At 71.3% G+C, this 14,283-nt stretch carries 6 protein-coding genes, 1 tRNA gene and 1 rRNA gene; 1 reads left to right on the plus strand and 7 read right to left on the minus strand.

Features of this window, described 5'->3' with window-relative positions; genetic code table 11:
• Positions 1–27: 27 nt before the first annotated feature.
• The 4 genes from ABD361_RS07270 to ABD361_RS07285 all read right to left on the minus strand — a co-directional run bounded on the left by ABD361_RS07270 (position 28) and on the right by ABD361_RS07285 (position 10,241).
• Positions 28–855 (minus strand): helix-turn-helix domain-containing protein, encoded by an 828-nt coding sequence (locus ABD361_RS07270; protein WP_344433960.1) that lies wholly within the window; start codon positions 853–855, stop codon positions 28–30.
• 193 nt (positions 856–1,048) lie between these two features.
• Positions 1,049–3,742, minus strand: coding sequence for a DNA translocase FtsK (locus ABD361_RS07275; RefSeq protein ID WP_344433961.1), 2,694 nt, complete (start codon positions 3,740–3,742; stop codon positions 1,049–1,051).
• Positions 3,743–3,846: 104 nt separating this feature from the next.
• Positions 3,847–4,536, minus strand: coding sequence for a response regulator (locus ABD361_RS07280; RefSeq protein ID WP_344433962.1), 690 nt, complete (start codon positions 4,534–4,536; stop codon positions 3,847–3,849).
• Between the two features lie 254 nt (positions 4,537–4,790).
• Positions 4,791–10,241: a HAMP domain-containing protein gene (locus ABD361_RS07285; protein ID WP_344433964.1), complete on the minus strand. Its 5,451-nt coding sequence runs from the start codon at positions 10,239–10,241 to the stop codon at positions 4,791–4,793.
• A 213-nt stretch (positions 10,242–10,454) separates the two neighbouring features.
• Between ABD361_RS07285 and ABD361_RS07290 the strand changes: the two genes are divergently transcribed.
• On the plus strand, positions 10,455–13,109 hold the full coding sequence (locus ABD361_RS07290; protein WP_344433965.1) for a SpoIIE family protein phosphatase: 2,655 nt from the start codon (positions 10,455–10,457) through the stop codon (positions 13,107–13,109).
• Positions 13,110–13,186: 77 nt separating this feature from the next.
• Here the strand turns inward: ABD361_RS07290 and ABD361_RS07295 are convergent.
• The 3 genes from ABD361_RS07295 to rrf form a co-directional block, all read right to left on the minus strand.
• A tRNA-Thr gene (locus ABD361_RS07295) sits at positions 13,187–13,259 on the minus strand.
• Between the two features lie 97 nt (positions 13,260–13,356).
• Positions 13,357–14,061 carry a DegT/DnrJ/EryC1/StrS family aminotransferase gene (locus tag ABD361_RS07300; RefSeq protein WP_344433966.1) on the minus strand — a complete coding sequence of 235 codons (705 nt, stop codon included), beginning with the start codon at positions 14,059–14,061 and terminating at the stop codon, positions 13,357–13,359.
• A gap of 95 nt (positions 14,062–14,156) precedes the next feature.
• Positions 14,157–14,273: ribosomal RNA gene (gene rrf, locus ABD361_RS07305) — 5S ribosomal RNA — on the minus strand.
• Positions 14,274–14,283: the final 10 nt, after the last annotated feature.

Below are 14,283 nucleotides of genomic sequence, written 5' to 3' on the forward strand. Positions count from 1 at the left end.
CCCGCCGCGCGGGGCTGCCGCCGCCGGTCAGCCAGTGGTCGGGTCGCCCCGGGTGTAGCTCAGCCGCTGGACCTGGCCGTCCTGGCCGAGGTTCTTGATCTCCTTGCCGTTGACGAACAGCTGTACGGCTCCGGCGTTGCCGAGGACGAGGTCGATGCGCTTGTTGTCGGTGAAGGTGCGGGAGGCGCCCTGTTTGAGCACGCCTTCGTCGAGGATCTTCCCGGTGCCGTCCTTGGCGGACATCCAGGTCTGGCCGTTCTCGGCGGTGAGCTTGACGGTGACCTTGTTGGCGGGGACGCCGGCGATGGCACTGGCCGAGGCCTCCGCCTTGGGGTCGGTGGCGCCCTTGCCCTTCTTCTGGCCCGCCTTGGCACTGGGGGCGGCCGAGGGCTTGGCCGAGGCGGGGTCGGCGGCCACCGGGCCGTCCTTGCTCCCGCCGCTGAAGAGGGTGAAGCCGACGAATCCGATGACGGCGACGATGGCCGCCACCATCGCCGCCGTCCAGTTCGGGCGCCGGGGCTCGGGGCGGATGCGCTCGGCGTCGAAGAGCGGGGCGGCGGGGGTGGGCACCGGCCGGCCGCCGTGCTCGGCGTCGTACTGGGCGACGAGCGGGGCGGGGTCGACGCCGACGGCGCGCGCCAGGGTGCGGATGTGCCCGCGGGCGTAGACGCGCCCGCCGCAGCGGCTGAAGTCGTCCGATTCGATCGCGTGCAGGATCGGCACGCGCACTCGCGTGACGGAACTGACCTCGTCCACGGTCAGTCCGGCGTTGATGCGGGCTTGCTGGAGGGAACGTCCGACGGAGGGCCGGTCGTCCTCCGGCCTGTCGTCCTCTGAAGAGTTGCCGATGGACACGTGGGCGCCTTTCGAGCGTGCAGCCACCTGCTGGGGATTCAGTCTAGGGGGCATGCGAAACGGTCGGGCAAGCGGGAAGACGGACTTTGTACGCCATCAGAAGACTCTGTGGTCAGCACGATGACACATCGTCCCCTCCCCCCTCGCTCGACTGCGCGTCGACCGGCGAGGACCGGACGGGGCTTCGCAGCCGCTACGGCTGCTCCTCCCCGCGAATCAGTGCGAGGACCCCGTCCAGCTCGTCGGGCTTGACGAGTACGTCGCGCGCCTTGGAGCCCTCGCTGGGGCCCACGATGTTGCGCGACTCCATCAGGTCCATGAGCCTGCCCGCCTTGGCGAATCCCACACGCAGTTTCCGCTGCAGCATCGAGGTCGAGCCGAACTGGGTGGAGACGACCAGCTCGGCGGCCTGGCACAGCAGGTCGAGGTCGTCGCCGATGTCCTCGTCTATCTCCTTCTTGCGCGCCGTGCCGACCACGACGTCGTCGCGGAAGACGGGCGCCATCTGGTCCTTGCAGTGCTGGACGATCGCCGCGACCTCGGCCTCGGTGACGAAGGCGCCCTGCATGCGGACGGGCTTGTTGGCGCCCATGGGAAGGAAGAGGCCGTCGCCCTTGCCGATGAGCTTCTCCGCACCGGGCTGGTCGAGGATGACCCGGCTGTCGGCCAGCGAGGAGGTGGCGAAGGCGAGCCGGGAGGGCACGTTCGCCTTGATGAGACCGGTGACGACGTCGACGGAGGGCCGCTGGGTGGCGAGCACCAGGTGGATGCCGGCGGCGCGGGCCAGCTGGGTGATGCGCACGATCGAGTCCTCGACGTCGCGCGGCGCGACCATCATCAGGTCGGCCAGCTCGTCGACGATCACCAGCAGGTACGGGTACGGCTGCAGCTCCCGCTCGCTGCCGGCCGGCGCGGTGACCTTCCCGGCACGCACGGCGGCGTTGAAGTCGTCGATGTGCCGGAAGCCGTAGGCGGCCAGGTCGTCGTAGCGCAGGTCCATCTCCCGCACGACCCACTGCAGGGCCTCGGCCGCCCGCTTGGGGTTGGTGATGATCGGCGTGATCAGGTGCGGGATGCCCTCGTAGGCGGTGAGCTCGACGCGCTTGGGGTCGACCAGCACCATCCGCACGTCCTCGGGCGTGGCCCGCACCAGCAGCGAGGTGATCAGGCAGTTGATGCAGGAGGACTTGCCGGAGCCGGTGGCGCCCGCGACCAGGACGTGCGGCATCTTGGTGAGGTTGGCCATCTCGTAGCCGCCCTCGACGTTCTTGCCGAGCGCCACCAGCATCGGGTGGTCGTCCTCGGCCGCGGCGGCCAGCCGCAGCACGTCGCCGAGGTTGACCATCTCGCGGTCGGTGTTGGGGATCTCGATGCCGACCGCGGACTTCCCCGGGATCGGGCTGATGATCCGCACGTCCGGGCTGGCGACGGCGTAGGCGATGTTCTTGGTGAGCGCGGTGATGCGCTCGACCTTCACGGCCGGGCCCAGCTCGACCTCGTAGCGGGTGACCGTCGGGCCCCGGGTGAAGCCGGTGACGGCGGCGTCCACCTTGAACTCGGAGAAGACGTTGGTCAGCGCGGCCACTATGGCGTCGTTGGCGGCGCTGCGCGCCTTGCCCGGCCCGCCGCGCTCCAGCAGGTCCAAGGAGGGCAGGGCGTAGGTGATGTCGCCCGAGAGCTGCAGCTGCTCGGCGCGCGCCGGCAGGCCGGAGGTGGGCGGCTCGGGCGCGGGCTTGGTCAGGTCCGGTACGACACCGGGCACGGCGGCGCTCTTGCGCTTGCCGGGGCGTGCGGTGGGCACGGTGACCTCGGCCGGTGCGGCCTCGGCCGAGATGCCGCTGCTGAGGTCGGCGACGACCGGGGTGGGCGGGATGCCGTGCAGCAGGGCGCCGTCCAGGGAGGCGGCCGCGGCGGCGGCGAGGTCCACGGCGTCCGGCTCCCGGCCCGCGGCGGCGTCCGCGGGCGCGGTGCGGGGCCCCCGGCGCCTGCCGAGCGCCTCTTCCTCGGCGTGTTCGGGATCGACGGCGGCGGAGGAGGCGCGCCGGCGGCGGGCCGGGGGTGCCTGGCGCCACTCGTCGTCGTACTCCCCGTGGTCCGCGGGCGCGTACTCGTCGGGGTGGGGCTCGATCACGCCGAGGCGTATGCCGGCCTCGCGCAGCCGGCGCGGGATGGCGTTGACCGGCGTGGCGGTGACCACGAGCAGGCCGAAGACGGTGAGCAGCGCCAGCAGCGGGACGGCGAGCATCTCGCCGACGGTGAAGAGCAGGGGCTTGGACGCGGCCCAGCCCACCATGCCGCCGGCGTCCCGCAGCGCCTGGGAGCCCGCGGCGCGGCCCGGTGAGCCGCACGCGATGTGCACCTGCCCGAGGACGCCGAGGACCAGCGCGGACAGGCCGATGACGATCCGTCCGTTGGCCTCCGGGCGCTCGGGGTGGCGGAAGAGCCGGAAGGCAATGACGGCCAGCAGTATCGGCACGACCAGGTCCAGGCGGCCGAAGGCGCCGGTGACCAGGGTGCGGATGAGGTCGCCCACCGGGCCGTCGAGGCTGGACCAGGTGCCGGCCGCGACGACGAGGGCCACGCCCAGCAGGAGCAGTGCGAGGCCGTCCTTGCGGTGGGCGGGGTCCAGGCCGCGGGCGCCGCGGCCGACGCCGCGGAACAGCCCGCCGACACCGTGCGCCAGACCGCGGCCGGCGCGGCGGGCGCCGCCCGCCGGGCGTGCGGCGGCCTTCTTGGCGGGCGCCTTGCGGGCGGGGGCCCGGCCCGCGGGCCGGGGCGGCGACTTCTTGGCGGCTGCCTTCTTGGCGGCGCCTCCGGAGCGCCCGGCGCGCTGCCTCGAGGTGCCCGCCGTGCTCTGGGAACCCTTGCCGGACGTACGTGAGGCCATGGTGCCGAGATTACCGTTGCCGGCCGGGTGGTACACGTGCGGCCGCGCGTTAGCCCATTCGTGTCGTGGTGCGACGGGGCGGCGAGTGACGCAGTGTCAGGACCTCAGCCCTGCGAGGGCACCGGGCCGGTGGCGCTGCCCGCTCCGGGCTCCAGGGCGTCGAGCGCCCGGCGCAGCCCGGTGAGCTTGCGCTCCAGGTGGGCGGCGGTGGCCACGGCGGCGGCATCGGCGGATTCGTCCAGCTGTTTGGACAGCGCCTCGGCCTGCTCCTCGACGGCGGCCAGCCGGGCGGAGAGCTCGGCCAGCAGGCCGGCGGACTCCTGGGGCTCCACCGCTCCCGTACGGCCGGAGTGGCCGCCGTTCTCCAACTGCAGGCGCAACAGGGCGGCCTGCTCGCGCAGCTGGCAGTTCTTCATGTACAGCTCGACGAAGACCGAGACCTTCGCGCGCAGCACCCACGGGTCGAAGGGCTTGGAGATGTAGTCGACCGCGCCGGCGGCGTAGCCCCGGAAGGTGTGGTGCGGGCCGTGGTTGATCGCGGTGAGGAAGATGATGGGGATGTCCCGCGTCCGCTCGCGCCGCTTGATGTGCGCGGCGGTCTCGAAGCCGTCCATGCCGGGCATCTGAACGTCCAGCAGGATCACCGCGAAGTCGTCCGTCAGCAGCGCCTTGAGCGCTTCCTCCCCTGACGATGCCCGCACCAGCGTCTGATCGAGCGCCGAGAGGATGGCCTCCAGCGCCAGCAGATTTTCCGGCCGGTCATCGACCAGGAGGATCTTGGCCTTCTGCACCATGGCCCGTCCTCCTCGTCCCGGCAGTGCGCCGGGCGCCGCCCCAGGGGACGACTCCCTTGCGCCGCCCGTCCTTGTGCCGGTCATGGTAGCCGCACCCCGCCTGTCACCACACCCTGTCACCGCGATGTCACTGTGCACGTAGCGGAAACGTGGATCGGGGCCGGAAGGTTCCCGGGTCGTCCGGGCACCGGCCGGCCACCGACCCTACCGTCAGTGAGTCCGTCACCGCATCGTCCGGCTGCGGACGGACCCGTTCACTTCGCCCGGATCCACTGCTCCATCACCGTCAGCAGGTGATCGGTGTCGACCGGCTTGGTGACGTAGTCGGACGCGCCGGCCTCGATGCTCTTCTCCCGGTCGCCCTTCATGGCCTTCGCCGTCAGCGCGATGATCGGCAGCCCGGCGAACTGCGGCATCCTGCGGATCGCCGCCGTCGTCGCGTAGCCGTCCATCTCCGGCATCATGATGTCCATCAGGACGACCACGACGTCGTCGTGCTGTTCGAGCACCTCGATGCCCTCGCGGCCGTTCTCCGCGTACAGCACCGACAGCCCGTGCTGCTCCAGCACGCTGGTCAGGGCGAAGACGTTGCGGATGTCGTCGTCGACGATCAGCACCTTCTCGCCGCTGAAGGTCCCGGTGAAGCCGCTGTGCGCCAGCTGTTCGGCGACGTGCACCATCGCCCCCGGCTCCGGCGGCACCCCGGTCTGCAGCTCCGGCCGGACCAGGGCCTCGCCCTCGGCGGCCGGCAGCGCCGCCTGTGCCTGGCCGGCCGCCTGCGCGGCCCGGCGGCGGCGCAGGAAGAGCCCGGCCGCCTGGCGGGCCGGCGACTCCGGCACGCCCCCGCCCTCGGCGAAGGCGGCCTCGTCGGCCGGCTGCGGGTAGCCGTGCGGCGGCAGCTCGCCCGGGTTCAGCGGCAGGTACAGGGTGAATGTCGAGCCGCGGCCCGGTTCGCTCGCCGCGTCGATCTCGCCGCCCAGCAGGCGGGCGATCTCCCGGCTGATGGACAGCCCCAGGCCGGTGCCGCCGTACTTGCGGCTGGTGGTGCCGTCGGCCTGCTTGAACGCCTCGAAGATGACGCGCATCTTGCTCTGGGCGATGCCGATGCCGGTGTCGGTGACGGAGAAGGCGATCATGTCGGCGTCCGCGTCGCGCAGCGAACCGGCCTCCAGCAGCTGTTCGCGGATGGCGTCGGGCACGTCCCGGCCGGCCGGGCGGATCACCAGCTCCACCGCGCCGGTGTCGGTGAACTTCACCGCGTTCGACAGCAGGTTGCGCAGCACCTGCAGCAGCCGCTGCTCGTCGGTGTGGAGGGTGGCGGGCAGCTCCGGGGAGACCCGCACCGAGAAGTCCAGGCCCTTCTCCGCCGTCAGCGGCCGGAAGGTGGCCTCCACGTAGTCCACGAGCTGGACGAGGGCGATGCGGGTGGGGCTGACGTCCATCTTGCCCGCCTCGACCTTCGACAGGTCGAGGATGTCGTTGATGAGCTGCAGCAGGTCCGAGCCGGCGCCGTGGATGGTCTCGGCGAACTCCACCTGCTTGGGCGAGAGGTTGCCGTCGGCGTTGTCGGCGAGCAGCTTGGCCAGGATCAGCAGCGAGTTGAGCGGGGTGCGCAGCTCGTGCGACATGTTGGCCAGGAACTCCGACTTGTAGCGCATGGAGACCGCGAGCTGCTCGGCCCGTTCCTCCAGCACCTGCCGGGCCTCCTCGATCTCGGTGTTCTTCACCTCGATGTCGCGGTTCTGCCGGGCCAGGCGCTCGGACTTCTCCTCCAGCTCGGCGTTGGAGATCTCCAGCGCCTTCTGCCGGTTCTCCAATTCCGCCGAGCGCTCGCGCAGTTGCTCGGTGAGCTCCTGCGACTGCTTGAGCAGCATCTCCGTCTTGGTGTTGACGCTGATGGTGTTGACGCTCGTGCCGATCATCTCGGCGATCTGGCTGAGGAAGTCCTTCTGGATCTGCGTGAACGGCTGGAAGGACGCCAGCTCGATCACACCGAGGACCTGCCCCTCGAACAGCACGGGCAGCACGATCACATGGGCCGGCGGCGCCTCGCCCAGGCCGGAGGCGATCTTGAGGTAGCCCGGCGGCACGTTCTCCACCAGGATCGTGCGCTTCTCCTGCGCCGCCGTACCGATGAGCGACTCGCCCGGCCGGAAGGACGTGGGCATCGACCCCATCGAGTAGCCGTACGAACCGAGCATCCGCAGCTCGTACGCGTCCTCGCCGCTCTCGCCCTCCTGCAGGGCGGTGGCCATCGCCAGGAAGAAGGCGCCGTGCTGCGCGGAGACCACGGGGGTCAGCTCGCTCATGATGAGCCCGGCGACGTCCTCCAGGTCGCGGCGGCCCTGCATCAGGCCGGAGATGCGGGCGAGGTTGCCCTTGAGCCAGTCCTGCTCCTTGTTGGCCAGGGTGGTCTCGCGCAGGTTGGCGATCATCGTGTTGATGTTGTCCTGGAGCTCCAGGATCTCGCCGGCCGCATCGACCTCGATCTTCAGGTTGAGGTCGCCGCGGGTCACCGCGGTGGCCACCTCGGCGATCGCACGCACCTGCCGGGTCAGGTTGCCGGCCATCTCGTTGACGGACTCGGTCAGGTCGCGCCAGGTGCCGTCGACGTCCCGCACCCGGGCCTGACCGCCCAGCTGGCCCTCCGTACCCACCTCGCGGGCCACCCGCGTGACCTGCTCGGCGAAGGAGGACAGCTGGTCGACCATCGTGTTGATGGTCGTCTTCAGCTGCAGGATCTCGCCCCGCGCATCGATGTCGATCTTCTTGGTCAGGTCGCCCTGGGCGATGGCGGTGGTGACCATCGCGATGTTGCGCACCTGGCCGGTGAGGTTGGACGCCATCGAGTTCACCGACTCGGTGAGGTCCTTCCAGGTGCCGGAGACGCCGGGCACCCGGGCCTGGCCGCCGAGGATGCCGTCGGTGCCGACCTCGCGCGCCACGCGGGTGACCTCGTCCGCGAACGACGACAGGGTCGTCACCATCGTGTTGACGGTGTCGGCGAGCTGCGCGACCTCGCCGCGCGCCTCGACCGTGATCTTCTTGGTGAGGTCGCCGTTGGCCACCGCCCCCGCGACCTGCGAGATGTTGCGCACCTGGGTGGTCAGATTGGTGGCCATCAGGTTGACGTTGTCGGTGAGGTCCTTCCAGATGCCGGTCACGTCCCGCACCCGGGCCTGACCGCCGAGGATGCCCTCGGTGCCGACCTCGCGCGCGACCCGCGTCACCTGCTCGGCGAAGTCCGAGAGCTGGTCGACCATGGTGTTCACGGTGGTGACCAGTTCGAGGATCTCGCCCTTGGCGTCGACGGTGATCTTCTTGGACAGGTCGCCCTTGGCGACCGCCGTCGTCACCTCGGCGATGTTGCGGACCTGGCTCGTGAGGTTGTTGGCCATGAAGTTGACCGACTGCGTCAGGTCCTTCCAGGTGCCCGAGACGCCCTGCACCTCGGCCTGGCCACCGAGGATGCCCTCGGTGCCGACCTCGCGCGCGACCCGCGTCACCTGCTCGGCGAACGACTGCAGCTGGTCCACCATCGTGTTGAGGGTGTTCTTCAGCTCCTGGATCTCGCCGCGCGCGTCCACGTCGATCTTCTGCGACAGGTCACCACGGGCCACCGCGGTGGCGACCTGCGCGATGTTGCGGACCTGTGCGGTGAGGTTCTCGGCCATGCCGTTGACCGAGTCCGTCAGGTCCCGCCAGACGCCCGCGACGCCGGGCACCTGCGCCTGACCGCCGAGCCGGCCCTCCGTACCCACTTCGCGGGCCACCCGGGTCACCTGCTCGGCGAACGAGGAGAGCTGGTCGACCATCGTGTTGATGGTGTTCTTCAGCTCCAGGATCTCGCCGCGCGCATCCACGTCGATCTTCTGCGACAGGTCACCGCGCGCCACCGCCGTCGTGACCTGGGCGATCTGACGCACCTGCGAGGTGAGGTTGCCGGCCATGAAGTTGACGGAGTCGGTGAGCTCCTTCCAGGTGCCGCTCACCCCGTCCACCCTCGCCTGGCCGCCGAGCCGGCCCTCGGTGCCGACGTCCCGCGCCATGCGCGTGACCTGGTCGGCGAAGGAGGACAGCTGGTCCACCATGGTGTTGACGGTGTTCTTCAGCTGGAGCATCTCGCCGGAGACGTCGACCGTCACCTTCTGCGAGAGGTCGCCGTTGGCGACCGCCGTCGTGACCTGCGCGATGTTGCGCACCTGGCCGGTGAGGTTGCGCCAGGCCGTGTTGACCGAGTCGGTGAGGTCCTTCCACGTCCCCGCCGCGCCCGCCACCTGCGCCTGACCGCCGAGCTCGCCCTCGACCCCGATCTCCCGGGCCACCCGGGTGACCTCGGAGGCGAAGGAGGACAGCTGGTCGACCATCGTGTTGACGGTGTTCTTCAGCTCCAGCATCTCGCCGGAGACGTCGACCGTCACCTTCTGGCCCAGATCGCCGTTGGCGACCGCCGTCGTCACCTGCGCGATGTCGCGCACCTGACCGGTGAGGTTGCGGAAGGCGGTGTTCACCGAGTCGGTGAGGTCCTTCCACGTCCCCGCCGCACCCGGCACCTGCGCCTGACCGCCCAGCAGACCCTCCGCACCCACCTCGTTGGCCACCCGCGTGACCTCGTCGGCGAAGGTGCGCAGCGTCTCCGTCATCTGATTGATCGTCTCTGCGAGCTGCGCGATCTCGCCGCGCGCGCTCACCGTGACCTTCTGCGACAGGTCGCCGTTGGCCACGGCCGTGGTCACCTGGGCGATGCCGCGCACCTGGGCCGTCAGGTTGCCGGCCATGAGGTTGACGGAGTCGGTGAGGTCCTTCCAGACGCCGGCCACGCCCGGCACCTGCGCCTGGCCGCCCAGCTCGCCCTCCGTACCGACCTCGCGCGCCACCCGGGTGACCTCGGAGGCGAAGGAGGAGAGCTGGTCCACCATCGTGTTGACGGTGTTCTTCAGCTCCAGCATTTCGCCCGCCACGTGGACGGTGACCTTGCGGGAGAGGTCCCCCTTGGCGACGGCCGTCGTCACCAGCGCGATATCACGCACCTGGGCGGTCAGTCGCGAGGCCATCGTGTTGACGGAGTCCGTCAGATCCTTCCAGGAACCGGACATACCGCGCACCCGGGCCTGCCCGCCGAGCTTGCCCTCGGTGCCGACCTCGCTGGCCACCCGCGTCACCTCGTCGGTGAACGCCGAGAGCTGGTCCACCAGCCCGTTGACCGTGCGCCCCACCTTGAGGAACTCGCCCCGCAACGGGTGCGCGGCGCCGTCCGGGCCCGCCGAGCGCAGGTCCATCCGCTGCTCCAGGTCGCCGTCGGCCACCGCCGACAGCACCCGGCCCACCTCCGACACCGGCCGCACCAGGTCGTCGACCAGCGCGTTCGCCGCGTCGATCGCCGAGGCCCAGGCGCCCTCGCAGACGCCGGTCTCCAGCCGCTCGGTCAGCCGGCCCTCCCGGCCGACCACCCGGCGCACCCGCGCCAGCTCCCCGGTCAGCTGCAGATTGCGGTCGGCGACCTCGTTGAAGACCGCCGCGATCTGTGCCGTCACGCCGTCGCCGGTCACCGTCAGGCGCTTGCGGAAGTTGCCGTCCCGCATCGCCTCCAGGGCCGCGAGCAGCCGGTTCAGGGAGGCGGTGTCCACCTCGGTCGTCCCATTGGAACGGGACCGTCCGCCCTTCGCGCGCGTGCTTGCACCCCGCGCCGCCGCGCCAGACTCCACCGTGTCCCTCCCGCAGGTTCGATCATCCTCGTCGGGCTTTCCGTTTCCGGGCTGCTCAGTGTTTCACCCGTGCCCGGCCAGGCCATAACAGTCGGCAGCATCGCACACGGTGCACCGGCACTCCCAAGTGTGGAATCCCTGTGCACCGGCATCCGCGCACCCGGCGGAGGTAAGTAACCTGGCATCCGGCCGGGCAATGGAGGGGCGCTGCACATGCGTGAGCAGATCGCCGAGAGGAACACGAGGAGACCTGTGATCACCGCGCGGGCTGCCGCCACCTTCGAGCCGGTCGGACGCTCCGTCGCCGCCGCGCGGGCCTTCGTCCGCGACACCCTCCAGGGCTGGGGCTTCCCCGACGTCATCGACGACGCCGTCGTGCTGACCAGCGAGCTCGTCACCAACGCCGTCGTCCACGCCGGCACCGCCGCCGAGGTCCAGTGCATCCGCTCCGACGGCGGCGTGCGCGTCGAGGTCTCCGACCGCTACCCCGAGCGCGAGCTGCCCGTGCACACCCCCGGCCGCACCACCGGCGGCCTGGACCGCGAGGGCGGCCGGGGCCTGCTGCTGTGCTCCGCCATCGCCGCCCGCTGGGGCGTGGAGTACACGGCCGCCCGCAAGACCGTCTGGTTCTGCCTCGACCTCGCCGACCGCCCCGCCGGCACCCGCTCCGCCGGTCCCGCGCTGCCCACCGAGGCCCTGCCCGTCGCCGAGACCCGGGTGCGCGTCGCCGTCGTCCAGATCGACGGCAGCGGCGCCATCGGCGCCTGGAACGACGACGCCCACGAGCTCTTCGGCTTCCCCGCCAAGCAGGTCCTCGGCCGGCCCCTGGCCGACCTCGCCGCCTGGCCGCACACCCCCGGCACCTCCACCGGCATCGAGGAGGCCCTGCGCCTGTCCCGCTGGGAGGGCTCGTACGGCATAAGGGGCGCCGACGGCCGCATCATCCCCGTCTACGCCTCCCACCTGCGCGTCCGCGACACCACGGGCGCCCCCTCGACGGTCTGCCTGCTCGTACGGGACGACGAGCGCGCCGTCCTGCAGAGCCCGCTGCGCAGCAGCGCCACCGACACCTCCAGCAGCGAGCGCGGCAGCACCGACCCCTTCGAGGTCTTCATCGGCTCCCCCGCCCCCGACGACCTCGACGGCCTGCTGCAGCGCACGGTCGAACGCGCCCGCGACATGCTCGACGGCGATTCCGCCTACCTGCTGCTCGCCACCGACGACGAGACCGAGCTGGAGGTGCGCGCCTCCACCGGGCTGCCCTCCACCCGCCAGCGCTTCGCCCGCGTCCCCGTGGAGGCCGGCACCGGACGCTACGGCTCCGCCCGCATGCCCGCCGTCCACGACGACCTCAGCGCCGTGCCCGGCGCCGTCCCCCTCCTGGCCGACACCGGCATGCGCTCCGTCGTCACCGTCCCGCTCAAGGTGGAGGGCCGCCTCACCGGCTCCCTGGGCGTGGCGGCCGAGGCCCCGCGCCGCTACGGCAACGAGGAGGCCCTGCGGCTGCAGTTCGCCGCCGACCGCATCGCCCTCGCCGTCGAGTCCGCCCGCCTCGGCGAGCTCGAACGCCTGCGCCGCGGCTCGCTGTCCTTCCTCGTCGAGGCCTCCGACCTGCTCGCCGGCACCCTCGACCGCGACCAGACGCTGGCCCTGATGGCCCAGATGACCGTGCCCACCCTCGCCACCTGGTGCGCCGTCTACACCATCGCCGACCAGAGCTCCGAGCCCGAGCTGTCCTACGTCCTGCACGAGGACGAGGACCGCATCGACGGCCTCAAGGCCCTGCTGTCCAAGATCGCGCCCCCGGACCCCGTGCCCACCCCCGGGGCCCGCGTGTGGACGGCCCCCACCGAGGCCGCCCACTCCGCCGCCCTGCGCACCTCCCTGCGCAGCCTCGGCCTCGCCGACTCCAGCGGCCACATCCCCGGCCCCGGCCCGTCCCTGGCCACCGCGGCCGCGGTCGGCGGCGAGACCGTCGTCCTGCCGCTGGTGGCCCGCAACCGCGTCATCGGCATGCTCACCCTCGGCAAGCCCACCGACGACCACTTCCGCCAGGAGATCCTCGAACTCGCCGAGGACCTCTCCCGCCGCGCCGCCCTCGCCCTCGACAACGCCCGCCTCTACAGCGAGCGCACCGCCATCAGCCAGAGCCTCCAGCGCAGCCTGCTGCCGCCCGAGCTCCCCGACGTCCCCGGCGTCGAGGTCGAGGTCATCTACCGCGCGGCCGGCGAGGGCAACGAGGTCGGCGGCGACTTCTACGACCTGTTCCCCATCCGCGACGGCGCCTACGGCTTCGCCATCGGCGACGTGTGCGGCACCGGCCCGGAGGCCGCCGCCGTCACCGGCCTGGCCCGGCACGCCCTGCGCCTGCTCGCCCGCGAGGGCTTCGGCGGCCCCGCCGTGCTGGAACGCCTCAACGCCGCCATCCTGGACGAAGGGGCCCGCAGCCGCTTCCTCACCCTCCTCTACGGCGAGCTGTGGCCGCAGGAGGACGGCAGCGCCGTCCTCAAGGTCGTCTGCGCCGGCCACCCGCTGCCGCTGCGCCTGCGCCAGGACGGCACGGTCGAGGCCGCCGCCGACCCGCAGCCGCTGCTCGGCGTCATGGAGGACCTGGAGCTGTACGAGCAGACGGTCACCCTCGATCCCGGGGACGTCCTGCTGTGCGTGACGGACGGCGTCACCGAGCGCCGCGAGGGCACCCGCATGCTGGGCGACGACGGCCTCACGGAGGTCCTGACGACCTGCACCGGCCTGACGGCGGGCGCGGTGGCGGCACGCGTGCTGCGCGCGGTCGAACGTTTCGCTGCCGAACCGGCCTCGGACGACATGGCCATTCTCGCAATGCGCGTGCCGGAGCGTCAGGAGTAAGTGGGCATACGTGAAGGGCATGCCCGAAGGGCATACGCAGAAGGCCCCCGCCGAATGGCGGGGGCCTTCTTCTTCGGAGCCCCAAAACGGAATCGAACCGTTGACCTTCTCCTTACCATGGAGACGCTCTGCCGACTGAGCTATTGGGGCTTGTCGCCGTCTTCCGGGGTTTCCCCCTGTCGACGAGATAAAGCATACCCCATGTTCGTACGGGCTTTTGACCGCTCGCTGCCGCCCGCTGCTGCCGCTAGGCAGCAGCGGGAAGGAGTCCACCGAGCGCATTGGCGGCGGAGACGATCCGCTGCAGCTCCCGACGGGACATCCGCCCTTCCAGCGGCAGGGCCAGGCATTCGCCGGCGGCCCGCTCGGTCTCCGGCAGCCACAATTCGGCGCGGAACAGCGGAAGTCGGTGGACGGGCGTCGGTACGGGCACGCGGCACCGCACCCCGCGGGCCCGCAGCGCCCGGGCGAACGCGTCCCTGTCGGGCCGCCCGTTGCCGGGCACGCGCACGACGTACGCGTGGTACTCGTGCACGGCACCGGGAGCCACGGACGGCGTCACGACCCCGGTCAACCGTGCGCCGAGATAGGCGGCGCCGGCCTGCCTGCGGGCGATCTCGCAGGAGGAGGGCGCGTGCGCGAGCGGCGGGTCGGTGGTGGTGACGAGGGCGAGGGCGTTGTCGGCGGCGATGACTTGCAGGGCGGTCAGGTCGGCGGAGTGCCCGAAGAGTTCGGCGGCGACGACGGCGGCCGTACGGCGGGTCACGGCGTCGGCGACGGCGGCCGGGTCGATGCAGAGACTGACGGGGTCGATGTCCACGAAGACCGGTATCGCCCCGGTACGCCGAACGGCCTCGGCGGCCTCGGCAGTGGTCACGAACGACGGAACGATGACCTCGTCCCCCGGGCCGACTCCCGCGGCCGCCAGCTGAGCTGCTGTCCCAGTCCCCATGGCGCGGAGCGTGCCCAGGGGACGTTAACGAGGCGAAAACAAAAAAGCTCCGATGTATGAACCTGGGTTCACACATCGGAGCTTTTTGAAAATTTGTTCGGCGGCGTCCTACTCTCCCACAGGGTCCCCCCTGCAGTACCATCGGCGCTGAAAGGCTTAGCTTCCGGGTTCGGAATGTAACCGGGCGTTTCCCTAACGCTATGACCACCGAAACACTATGAA

The organism is Streptomyces luteosporeus, from assembly GCF_039532865.1.
Classification (GTDB): domain Bacteria; phylum Actinomycetota; class Actinomycetes; order Streptomycetales; family Streptomycetaceae; genus Streptomyces; species Streptomyces luteosporeus.

Excerpts from the sequence above, each read along its gene's own strand:
- ABD361_RS07275 (WP_344433961.1), bottom strand. The coding sequence starts at position 3,742 with ATGGCCTCACGTACGTCCGGCAAGGGTTCCCAGAGCACGGCGGGCACC.
- ABD361_RS07280 (WP_344433962.1), bottom strand. The coding sequence starts at position 4,536 with ATGGTGCAGAAGGCCAAGATCCTCCTGGTCGATGACCGGCCGGAAAAT.
- ABD361_RS07290 (WP_344433965.1), top strand. The coding sequence starts at position 10,455 with ATGCGTGAGCAGATCGCCGAGAGGAACACGAGGAGACCTGTGATCACC.
- ABD361_RS07300 (WP_344433966.1), bottom strand. The coding sequence starts at position 14,061 with ATGGGGACTGGGACAGCAGCTCAGCTGGCGGCCGCGGGAGTCGGCCCG.